Here is a 10,586-nt window from a genome sequence, read left to right on the forward strand (position 1 = left end):
CTGGGAGCAGCATGTTAAGCAAGAGAAAACTCTCGTCATATTTATTAACTTGTGGTGAGGAGCTTTATTTATAATCATTATAATCTAATAATCGATAAAAATAAAGGGAGAAATTATTCTTCCGGCTCAACCGTATAAATACACTTAAACCGTTCAACACCCGGATAAATCTCGCCAAGGCTTTCGATCTCGAATCCGATGCTCCTGTAGAAATTAACGGATTCCTCATCGGTTTCAGCGACGATAATGGCAGGACTCTTGATCTCGATCGTTTCCAGAATCAGGCCGCGTCCATAACCTAACCCCCGGTGGTTCGGGGCCACAGCGATATGCTCGATGTTCAATTGGCCTTCCGAGTCCATTCGAAATCCGGCAACGCCGATCAGCTCGCCCTCCTCTTCATGCCCGTACAGCTCCAATCCCGGATCCGCCTTATAGGCCTCAATCGCAGCCTCGAGCTTCTCAGGATCCGGGTATACGCAATATTCCAAAACCTCTTTAACTTCCGCGTCGTCCAAACGCTCTTTCAAATCAATTAACATTGAGTACGCACTTCCATTTCTCGCAGCATTACATCTCTATTCTTAGTCTTACCATATCTATTGCCCGCAGTCCATCCTCATAAAGTTCTTCCTCGTAATGGCGTTCGAAAAAGCCGATGTCGACGCCGACCATTCTGAACCCGCAGCTTTGATATAGTTTCAATTGCTTGAAGCTCGAATTGGCCGTGCCGATTTCAATCGTCTTGGCACCCAAAACCTTCGCTTCATCGATCGCCCTCAATACTAATGATCGTCCGATTCCTATTCCCTGATATAGTTCGTTTACGGTGATGTTCACGATCTCTACCGTGCAGGGATGCGTTCGAATCAGCACGAATTCCCCGACGAGCTCGCCATTGCGATGAGCTACGTAACAATAACCCCTTTGCAGGTACTCATCCACCAACTTCTTGGACGGGTCCGCTAACAAAAGAAGATCGTAAGGAATATCGTCGTTCTCGTCCAAAAGCCTAATGCTAAGATTCATTGTTCCATGCCTCATTCGTGGTATGAACGGCAGCCTCTAATCGATATCCGCGATTTTCCATTCCTCGTTCGCGCCGTCCATCTTAATAAACACATATTGCAAATTCGTTGCTCCGTACTCCTCGAACACTTCTTCAGTCGGCACGACCGCTAACGAATAGTTGCTGTACTTGCCGATCTTGAACTCGCCGGTAAGCCGGACGGTCTGAATCTTATACTTCGGCATTCCGTTTATCGGACTGTCTGGAACGAACAATTTCATATAAGATTCAAGATCGTCATCCGAAATATACTTGATCCGAGAGTTGATGAGGCCGATGATCGCTTTCTCATCGCCATGATACGAATCCTCGTCCAGATACCTCGACGACGTTGTTTTTTCGCCGCATCCTTGAAGGAGCAGCATAGCTACAAATATGACCAACAAGGCTCTCATTCCAGGTCACGTCCTTATTAAAAGATAGCAACATTCGTCGGATGTTCCGTTTCTCTTAATTCGTATCTCCGATGTAACAAGGTTTATATGATCCCTGCGCGAGTTTCTCGATGAGTGCCGCAGGATAAATTCTAATGTCGGATAGCTTGGAAATTTCGATCCATTCGACATCGACCTGGGCGTTGTCCGGATTCGTTCCTTTGCCTACGGCTTCGCCGGGCTCGATCATGCACTCGAAATAAAACTCGACCTGATGATAATCGTGATCCCACTCGGCGAACTGGTGATTCTTCCCGATATATTCCCGGACAAAAACCAAGTCCTGCACATTAACCCTGCAGCCGATTTCTTCGATGCACTCCCTCACAACGGCATCCTTCAGTTCTTCCCCTTTTTCTTGTCCCCCGCCCGGAAAAAGATAAAAAAAGCCGTCGTTGTCTTTATTCTTCGTAAGAAGAACGCGGCCGTCCTGGATAATGAGCGCTTTCGCGGAGTTTCTGATCGGTCTCATAGGTTTGCTTCTCCTTTATAGGTTTTGCGACTCTATTCCATATCTTCATTCAGAAGAGTCATATGGATGTGGTCTTCCCACTTTCCGTTAATCTTCAAATACTTCTTCGCCAATCCCTCGGGCTGGAACCCCGCCTTCTCTGCAATGCGCAGGGATGCCGCGTTGCGCGGCATGATGTTCGCTTCCAGGCGGTGCAGTCCCAGCTGCTGGAATGCGATTCCCGCCACTTTCTCCAGAGCCTCGCTCATATACCCTTTGTTCAGTTCGCGGGCATCCAGCTTGTAGCCGACATGGCACGAGAGAAATACACCTCTCACGATATTGCTCAACGATACGGAGCCGATAATCCTTTCCGGATCCGACTGTTTGGATATCCAAACCTTGAACAATATCCCCTGATCGATGCATTCACGGTCGAACCGTAACATTTCCCGCTGTGCATCAAGCGAATAGAAATCCGGCGATCTGAGCGGCTCCCATGGCTGCAGGAACTCTTTGTTCCGGGTGACGTAATCGAGCACCTGAGACGCCCCGTCCTCGCCTAGCGTCCGCAATATTAATCGATGGGTAACGTAATCATCCTGAATCATAAAACTGGGCCTCCTGTCATCTACGAACATATACGCCTAATAGGCCTGTTTTGTTCCTCTCGAGCGGAGCTTATGTGCGTATGCGAAGTTGGACATAAATAAGGCGAGGTGATCCCATGTTCCATGCCAAGCTGGTTATGCTCCTTGTGATCTTGTTGGCGCCAGCCGTTAACGACGTTCCCGAAAAAGAGTCTCGTTCGGTCGTATCGGTGTTTAGCGTTAAACAAGAAAAAGTCGTTCTCGCCACGCGTTTAACTCCCGACGTGCAACAGAACGTCATCCAAGCGCTTGAAGACTCTCCTTCCCATTACGGAGGATATACGCTCGAACCTCGATCCGGATGGATCGCTCACGTGCCGTTCGCTTCGCCCATTGCCATTCCCGATTCGATCTACTCCGATCGGATTAAGGAAGTCTATGTTTACCTGGAGCCTAATCAAAACGCAAAAGCGCTGGTCTTCTACGTCTCCTCCGGTAAGTTCACGATTGTCGTTCTCAAACCGGACGCGGAGTCCATGATGAGGAAAATGAACCTTCGGGCTGAATCGCTCGAGGAATCGGCTCCGTCGGAACAACTCCTACCTTGAAGTCATCGTCGGCTTCTCGAGCGTATAGAGTTCATCGTCCAACTGATTCATTTTATCCATGATCAGTTTCCTAGAATCTTCGATCGCCTGATTATAGATGTAAGGGCCGAGCTCTTTGATCATAAAGTCGATGAATTGACCCGCCCCAAGCTCGCCTATCGATTCCGACCGTTCCTCTTCGAAGTAGGCTTGAACGCTTCCGACAAGATCCGCTTTTTGTTCTTTGGACAGTTTGATCGTTAGTTGCATTCGTTTTCCCTCAAATCGTCATCAAATTTGAATTCCTAGGCTGCTTAGAATAACCGCTTGCTGTACGTAAATCAAATTTCTTTTAAAAGAATACCCGACGAAGAACTCGGAATCGATCACTTCCCGGCTCACTTCTTCGCCTCTAAAAAACGGCGGGCATGAGTTCAGCAACGATCCCGGATTGGCCATTCGCATTCTCTCCAACGTGATTTGATAGCGATGAATGTACTCGTTATTGCATAAGACCGTCGGCAGAGAATCCGTTAATACAACGTCGACGCCTTTAAGTGCTGTCTCCAGATCCGTCGAAAACGAATAATTCCGATGATCGTCATCGAGACGGTTATCCTCCGTACAAATGTGCTTCAACCGTAAATCGAGGACTCGCGCCGCTTCGACCCATGACCGGGCGATATTGCCCGCCGGTCCCACGAAAGCGTAAACCAGATCTCTATAGTCCTGCCTCAGTTCGCTTAAAGAAAATAAATCGGAGAGGATTTCGCAAGGATGATTCGCCGAAGTCATGGCATTGATGACCGGAATCGCGGAGAAGCTCGCCAATTCTCTCAGCTTCGATAAATCTGGGTGTCTAACAACGATTCCGTCAGCCCACTTTTCTAGATACCGTATGACGTCTTGCGGCGCTTCTCGCTTGTCCAACGTTTCGGGAGGAAATAAAATGCATCTGCCGCCGAGCTCCCCGATCCCTTTTTCAAAAGTGATTCTCGTGCGAAGGCTCGCCTCCGGAAAAAACAGGACGAAATCTTTTCCGCTAAGCGGCTTTCCGCAGCCCCCGCTTTTTAATCGTCTTGCCATATCGAACAGTTCCAGGATCCGCTGCTCGGATAAGCCCTCTATATCCAACAAGTGCATCTATCGGCCCTCCCCTCTGCATCATTTTACCAAATTAAATGGATGCATGAAGCAAGTATCGCCTAGTCTGCATGATTTATCGAATTACGAGAGATTGAACAACCGCACAAGCGCATACCCTAAACCCGACAACAGCACCGAACCGATCGATCCGGCGGCGAACGTTCTCATACCGAACCTCTTGAACGCAGCCAAGTCGACGTTCAGGCCTAAACCGGCCATCGCCATCGCTAGCAGCATATAAGCAAGGACGACGACGTCCCCGGCGACCGCGTCCGAAACGACGCCTGACGAGTGAATGCCGCTAACAATCAGGAATCCGAGAATAAACCAAGGGATTGGCACCGACTTCCACGACGAACCGCTTCGGTCTTCGCGTGAGCGGCGTTCCGAGCGGTTTGCCCAAACTCCGATGACGATCGCGACCGGAACGAGCAAGGCGACGCGAGTTAACTTGATCACAACCGCCATATCGACGGCTTCGCTGCCGACGGGCGCAGCCGCGGCGATGACGTGGGCAATCTCGTGCAGCGTCGCGCCGGAGAAGATTCCGAAACTATGAGGCGATAAGCCCAACACCGGATAAAGTATCGTGTAGATCAACGTAAAGATCGTTCCCAGAATCGCTACCGTCGCAGCCCCGATCGCGGTTTCCTCGTCGTTCGCTTTAATTTGCGGAGCAATTGCGACGACAGCCGCCGCGCCGCAGATCGCGGTTCCGCATGCCGTTAAGATGCCCAGACGTTTCTCGACCTTAAACAGGCGTGCAAAACCGTAAACTGCCGACAACGTAAACGCGATGACGATTACGGCGATGAGGAAAACCTTCGGCCCCGCTTGCGCGATATCCGTCCAATCCAGACGCATGCCAAGCAAAATAATGCCGAATCGAAGCAGTTTTTTGCTGGCAAAGTTCGTCCCCACCGCAATCTGCGACGATACGCCATGACCGGCCCTCCATAAGATTCCAATCAGAATCGCGATAACTAGCTGCCCCATCACGCTTATGATCGGCAATTCGGATAAATATTTAGACGCCAATGCGATCAATAACGTTAAACCTATGCCGGTAGCAAAGCCTACATGGTGTTGCCGTTTGTTTTCGATGATGTACGTTTCCGCTTGAACCATGATGAAAACCACTCCCCTGCCCAGTTGACCCGATGTGTGGCGAACTTTTTTCTTGAGTCTCACTATAAAAGGCTTTCCTTCGGAAGGGAAATACGGATATGCTATTTGTATCATTAAAAAAACTAATGATTAAACTTAAGAACAGGGAATGAACGCCATGATCGTAGACATCTTAAAAGTATTCGTCGCCGTCGTCGAGCAGAGAAACTTCTCCCGCGCCGGGGAGATTTTGAATTTATCCCAGCCGAGCGTCAGTCTGCATATCCGGAATTTGGAATTCGAATATGGGGCGAAGCTTCTCTATCGCTCGCCAAAACTCGTCAAAACAACCGCCGCGGGCGACGTGCTCTATGCTTATGCCAAGCGGATTCTATCCCTTCACGACGAAGCCAAGGAGCAAATCCATCTGCTTGAAGACGTGGTGGCCGGATTGCTGAAGATCGGAGCAAGCTTGACGATCGGAGAATACCTATTGCCCCGGTTCTTGGCGTCGTTCGTCAAGCAGCACCCGCAAGTAGACGTACAGATTACGATCGGTAATACGGAGGAGATTGCGCAAGGCGTTCGTCACAATGAGCTGGATTTGGGGCTGGTGGAAGGAAGCGTGGCTCTGTCGGAATTTGAAACGAGCCCTTTTATGAAAGACGACTTGATCTTGGTCGCGCACCCCGATCACCTTTTGTCGACTCAACGTTCCGTGAAACCGGACATGCTGCAAAACCAGACATGGATTCTAAGGGAAACGGGATCGGGCACGCGTGCATTCAACGAGGATTTTCTGAGGAATGAAGGGCTGGAAATGAATCGCTCTTACATCTTTAACAGCAGCCAAGGCGTGAAGGAAGCCGTCGCGTCGGGACTCGGCATCGCGATCTTGTCCAATTGGGTCGTACGCAAAGAATTGAGCAATGGCGAAATCAGCAAAATCCCGCTTAGAGGCAAACGGTTCACCCGCGACTTCTCGATCATCTATAGCAAACAAACCTCTCTTACGATGGCGATGAAAGCATTCATGCAAAAGCTGAAGTCGGATTCTGAATCGACGATCATTAATCCTAATGGTTAAACTGCCAGCAAACGGATCGGTTCGATATCTAAGCCGGACTCTTCTTTAACTTCTTTGACGGCGACTTCTTTGGGCGATAGCCCAATATCCGCCCATCCCCCCGGCAAAGCCCAAGCTCCATCGATCTTTTCCTTGACCAGCAATATTTTGTTCTCCTTAAACACGACTCCGCGGATAATTGTAGCAAAAACCGGAGCTTAATGAAGAGGAAAGTTCTCGCAAAGCCTTCATATGCTAATGAAATAGCATGTCCGCATCGGGAGGCTTGTATGAGTTCAATCATTCTAATGAGCACTTTGGCGACAGCGTTATGTACGGCTATAGGCGCTCTGCCCGCGCTGCTGTTCACCCGTGTAACGCATCGCGGCAAGGATGTACTGCTCGCGTTCACGGCCGGAATCATGGTATCCGCGTCAACTTATGGGTTAATCCCCTCAGCCTTGAAGCTATCGAACTTATTCGTTCTCTCCACGGGAATTCTGCTAGGTACATTCATTCTCACCATCATGGAAAAGTTCGTCCCCCATGAAGACCCCGGACACTCCGGTCGGTCGTCTTCAGATGTCGGAAGCTCGGCTCTGTTTCTAGCCGCGATGGCGCTTCATAATTTGCCCGAGGGCCTGTCTGTAGGCGTAAGCTACGGGAGCTCCAACCAAGACTTGGGGGCTGTTGTCGCATTGAGTATCGGACTGCAAAATATTCCCGAAGGATTTCTCATTGCCCTGTTTCTGATTTCTCGAGAGATCCGAAAGTGGCTGGCGATACTGCTGGCGGCGTTCACGGGATTGATTGAACTGTTGTTCTGCTGGGTCGGTTACGTTTTTGCGGGGAGCTTCGCGGGCGTTGTCCCTTACGGGCTTGCCTTCGCGGCCGGAGCGATGCTATTCGTGGTCTACAAAGAGTTGATTCCGGAAAGCCATGGCGATGGGAACGAAAGGTTTGCTACATTCTCCTTCATTCTCGGATTGCTCACGATGATCGGTATGACAGAGCTGTTAAGATAGCGGCGGCTCTAATAGAAGTGTGTTTTAAAAGCGTTTACAATTTTGCTACCATACTACCATACAAGTATGGTAGTATGGTCGTATCAAATTTAATTTTCGGGGGTGATATCATTCGTCGTTCGAATACAATGCAGATCAGTTCCGCTCGGGATGTCGTGTATCAAACGCTAAAAGACAAAATCATCGGTATCGAGCTCCCCCCGGGTACCAGTATTTCGGAGAACGAGATTTCTCTGCAATTCAATACGAGCAGGACGCCCGTTAGAGAAAGCTTCGTCCGGCTATCGCAAGAGGGTCTGCTCGATATTTACCCTCAACGCGGAACGGTCGTGTCGCTGATCGACTTGGAATTAGTGGAAGAGGCGCGATTCATCCGCGAACAGTTGGAGTGCGCGATTATTCGTTTGGCTTGCGACAGCTTCCCTCCCGAGCAACTGAAAGCGCTTCGCCGTAATCTGCTGCTGCAACAAGCTTGTATCGAGGATCAAGACTACAAGAAGATGTTCGAGCTTGACGAAAACTTCCATCTGTTGATCTTCGAAGGCTGCAGGAAGCTGAATACTTGGGCAGTTATCCAACAGATCAACGTCCACTTGAACCGAACCCGAATGTTGCGGCTCGTAGCGGATTACAACTGGCACAATCTATTTAAACAGCATCAACTGATGGCTGACGCTATCGAGAAGAAGGATGCCGTTCTCGCGGAGAGGCTGATGAACGAGCATCTGCACCTTACGATTACCGACCAGGCGCTGCTGAAACAAAAGTATCCTCATTACTTCAAATAATCAGAGGAGCGAGAGACAGATGAAAATGGTATTCCGATGGTTCGGGGAAAACAACGATACCGTTACCTTGGAGCAGATTAAACAAATTCCCGGAGTCGAAGGAATCGTATGGGCGCTACACGACATTCCCGCCGGCGAAGAATGGCCGCTCGATAAAATCATGGAGGTCAAAGCGAAAGCCGAGCAAGCCGGATTCCATATTCAAGTTGTGGAAAGCGTCAACATCCATGAGGATATCAAGCTCGGGCTGCCAAGCAGAGACTTGTACATCGACAATTATAAGAAAACGATCGCCAGCCTGGCGAAAGCCGGCGTCAAGGTGATCTGCTACAACTTCATGCCCGTATTCGATTGGACGAGAACCGAGCTGCGCAAGCCGTTAGAAGACGGTTCGACCGCCCTTTTCTTCGAGCAAAGCCGAACTGCCAATCTCGACTTGTTCGAGATGGTGAAACGGATCAACGAAAATCCCGATTTATCGATGCCGGGCTGGGAACCTGAACGTCTGGAACGTGTGACGGAACTGTTCGAGGCTTATCGCAACGTGACCGAAGAACATCTGTGGGACAACCTTAAATACTTCCTCGATGAGATCATTCCGACGGCCGCCGCGAACGATATTCGAATGGCGATTCATCCGGACGATCCGCCGTGGTCGATCTTCGGTCTTCCGCGCATTATGACAGGCCAGGAGAATCTTCGCCGATTCTTAAAGCTTCACGATAGCCCGTATAACGGTATCACGCTGTGCAGCGGTTCGCTCGGCGCCAACCCGAACAACGATATCATAGCGATGGTTCACGAATTCGCGGACCGTATTCCTTTCGCGCACATTCGCAATGTTCGTGTGTACGAAAACGGCGACTTCATCGAGACCTCGCACCGGACGCAAGACGGGACGGTCGATATCTCGGGCATCGTGCAGGCGTTCCATCAGAACAACTTTACCGGATTCTGCCGCCCCGATCACGGACGGCACCTCTGGAACGAACAGTCCCGGCCGGGATACGGTTTGTATGACCGCGCGCTCGGCATTATGTACTTATGGGGTTTATGGGATGCGTACAGCAAGAACAAAAATTCTTAGAGAGTAAAGGCGGTAGAATTGCGATGTCCGAACTAATGCTCCACCCTTCGCTTAAAGGCAAAGTCGTCGTCATTACGGGCGGCGCCGGCGTATTATGCCGGGTAATGGCGATGGAACTTGCCCGCCAAGGCTCCCGCATCGCCATCCTGAACCGCACCGAGGCCAAAGGGTTGGAAGTCGCGGCAGAAATTCAAGCTGCCGGCGGCGAAGCCATTGCGGTCGCCTGCGATGTCACAGATACGGCCAGCGTCAGCCATGCAGCGGAGATTGTCATGAAGCAGCTTGGCTCTTGCGATATCTTGATTAACGGCGCGGGCGGCAATCACCCCAGCGCGAACACGACGAATGAAATCTTTCGACCGGAAGACGAGAACAATCCGGACATTACGACGTTCTTCGGATTGAGCGTAGACGGATTCCGCCATGTGTTCGACCTTAACTTTGTCGGAAGCTTGATTCCGACGCAGCTGTTCGTGAAGCAAATGCTCGGCAAGGAAGGCGCGACGGTAATCAACATATCCTCGATGAGCGCACCTTCGCCTATGACAAAGGTGCCCGCCTATAGCGCGGCCAAGGCTGCGATCGAGAATTTCACGCAATGGCTGGCCGTTCATCTCGCCGAGAGCGGCATTCGCGTCAACGCGATCGCTCCGGGGTTCTTCTTGACGAAGCAGAACGAGAAACTGCTGCTCAAAGAAGACGGCTCGCTCACCGACCGGTCTAATAAAATCATTATGCACACGCCGATGCGCCGTTTCGGTAAACCCGAGGATCTTCTTGGCACGTTGCTCTGGCTGGTGGATGCCCGTATGTCCGGCTTCGTCACCGGGACGACCGTTCCCGTTGACGGCGGTTTTCTCGCTTACGCGGGAGTCTAATCGCAGGAGCTGCCCCGTTAGGTTCGACTGACGACCTCGGGGCAGCTTTTTTATGATTTGTTGTCCACGATTTAGTTAGGTTTCGCCGGATTACAGGCGCGTTTCCCCCATTTCGCACGATTTAGTTAGGTTTCGCCGGACTACAGGCGCGTTTCCCCCATTTCGCACGATTTAGTTAGGTTTCGCCGGACTACAGGCGCGTTTCCCCCATTTCGCACGATTTAGTTAGGTTTCGCCCAAGCGTGTTGATTAACCAAAAAAAGTAGAAAAAAGGCCGCCCATTCGGTAAAGTGTTTGTACCCCTACAAACACCGAAATGAGGCGGCCTTCTTGAAAAAGTCTACTCCATTATGGAGAA

14 protein-coding genes and 1 pseudogene are annotated in these 10,586 nt (G+C 50.4%); 6 read left to right on the top strand and 9 right to left on the bottom strand.

Annotated elements, in window-relative coordinates; all coding sequences use genetic code 11:
* Window positions 1–113: 113 nt before the first annotated feature.
* From FPZ45_RS23775 to FPZ45_RS23795, 5 genes are read right to left on the bottom strand one after another with little or no spacing between them, the layout of a single operon-like run.
* A complete protein-coding gene (locus FPZ45_RS23775; RefSeq protein ID WP_144707146.1) occupies window positions 114–542 on the bottom strand; it encodes a GNAT family N-acetyltransferase in 429 nt (142 codons plus the stop codon).
* A 28-nt stretch (window positions 543–570) separates the two neighbouring features.
* On the bottom strand, window positions 571–1,029 hold the full coding sequence (locus FPZ45_RS23780; RefSeq protein ID WP_144707147.1) for a GNAT family N-acetyltransferase: 459 nt from the start codon (window positions 1,027–1,029) through the stop codon (window positions 571–573).
* Between the two features lie 36 nt (window positions 1,030–1,065).
* Window positions 1,066–1,464 (bottom strand): hypothetical protein, encoded by a 399-nt coding sequence (locus FPZ45_RS23785; RefSeq protein WP_144707148.1) that lies wholly within the window; start codon window positions 1,462–1,464, stop codon window positions 1,066–1,068.
* Between the two features lie 55 nt (window positions 1,465–1,519).
* On the bottom strand, window positions 1,520–1,975 hold the full coding sequence (locus tag FPZ45_RS23790) for an NUDIX domain-containing protein (protein ID WP_144707149.1): 456 nt from the start codon (window positions 1,973–1,975) through the stop codon (window positions 1,520–1,522).
* A 32-nt stretch (window positions 1,976–2,007) separates the two neighbouring features.
* On the bottom strand, window positions 2,008–2,565 hold the full coding sequence (locus FPZ45_RS23795; RefSeq protein WP_222430809.1) for a GNAT family N-acetyltransferase: 558 nt from the start codon (window positions 2,563–2,565) through the stop codon (window positions 2,008–2,010).
* A 116-nt stretch (window positions 2,566–2,681) separates the two neighbouring features.
* On the opposite strand from FPZ45_RS23795, the gene FPZ45_RS23800 reads away from it, so the two are divergent.
* Complete coding sequence (locus tag FPZ45_RS23800; RefSeq protein ID WP_144707150.1) at window positions 2,682–3,152, top strand: hypothetical protein; 471 nt, start codon at window positions 2,682–2,684, stop codon at window positions 3,150–3,152.
* Here the strand turns inward: FPZ45_RS23800 and FPZ45_RS23805 are convergent.
* From FPZ45_RS23805 to FPZ45_RS23815, 3 genes are all read right to left on the bottom strand, one after another.
* Window positions 3,144–3,401 (bottom strand): DUF2164 domain-containing protein, encoded by a 258-nt coding sequence (locus tag FPZ45_RS23805; protein ID WP_144707151.1) that lies wholly within the window; start codon window positions 3,399–3,401, stop codon window positions 3,144–3,146. The genes FPZ45_RS23800 and FPZ45_RS23805 overlap by 9 nt on opposite strands.
* Before the next feature lie 21 nt (window positions 3,402–3,422).
* On the bottom strand, window positions 3,423–4,274 hold the full coding sequence (locus tag FPZ45_RS23810; protein WP_144707152.1) for an ornithine carbamoyltransferase: 852 nt from the start codon (window positions 4,272–4,274) through the stop codon (window positions 3,423–3,425).
* An 84-nt stretch (window positions 4,275–4,358) separates the two neighbouring features.
* Entirely contained in the window at window positions 4,359–5,405 is a 1,047-nt protein-coding gene (locus tag FPZ45_RS23815; protein WP_144707153.1) for a YeiH family protein, read from the bottom strand.
* 157 nt (window positions 5,406–5,562) lie between these two features.
* Between FPZ45_RS23815 and FPZ45_RS23820 the strand changes: the two genes are divergently transcribed.
* Window positions 5,563–6,471 carry a LysR family transcriptional regulator gene (locus tag FPZ45_RS23820; RefSeq protein WP_144707154.1) on the top strand — a complete coding sequence of 303 codons (909 nt, stop codon included), beginning with the start codon at window positions 5,563–5,565 and terminating at the stop codon, window positions 6,469–6,471.
* Here the strand turns inward: FPZ45_RS23820 and FPZ45_RS23825 are convergent.
* Window positions 6,471–6,647 (bottom strand): annotated as a pseudogene (locus FPZ45_RS23825) (NUDIX domain-containing protein); the annotation flags it as partial. The gene FPZ45_RS23820 and the pseudogene FPZ45_RS23825 sit on opposite strands and share 1 nt — an antisense overlap.
* A 93-nt stretch (window positions 6,648–6,740) precedes the next feature.
* On the opposite strand from FPZ45_RS23825, the gene FPZ45_RS23830 reads away from it, so the two are divergent.
* The 4 genes from FPZ45_RS23830 to FPZ45_RS23845 all read left to right on the top strand — a co-directional run bounded on the left by FPZ45_RS23830 (window position 6,741) and on the right by FPZ45_RS23845 (window position 10,228).
* Window positions 6,741–7,475 (top strand): ZIP family metal transporter, encoded by a 735-nt coding sequence (locus tag FPZ45_RS23830; RefSeq protein WP_144707156.1) that lies wholly within the window; start codon window positions 6,741–6,743, stop codon window positions 7,473–7,475.
* A gap of 128 nt (window positions 7,476–7,603) precedes the next feature.
* Window positions 7,604–8,263, top strand: coding sequence for a GntR family transcriptional regulator (locus FPZ45_RS23835; RefSeq protein WP_144707168.1), 660 nt, complete (start codon window positions 7,604–7,606; stop codon window positions 8,261–8,263).
* A 19-nt stretch (window positions 8,264–8,282) separates the two neighbouring features.
* Window positions 8,283–9,350: a mannonate dehydratase gene (gene uxuA / locus FPZ45_RS23840; RefSeq protein ID WP_144707157.1), complete on the top strand. Its 1,068-nt coding sequence runs from the start codon at window positions 8,283–8,285 to the stop codon at window positions 9,348–9,350.
* 23 nt (window positions 9,351–9,373) lie between these two features.
* Window positions 9,374–10,228 (top strand): SDR family oxidoreductase, encoded by an 855-nt coding sequence (locus tag FPZ45_RS23845; RefSeq protein ID WP_144707158.1) that lies wholly within the window; start codon window positions 9,374–9,376, stop codon window positions 10,226–10,228.
* Window positions 10,229–10,586 lie beyond the last annotated feature (358 nt).

This window comes from Cohnella terricola, from assembly GCF_007786475.1.
In the GTDB taxonomy this organism is placed as follows: domain Bacteria; phylum Bacillota; class Bacilli; order Paenibacillales; family Paenibacillaceae; genus Cohnella; species Cohnella terricola.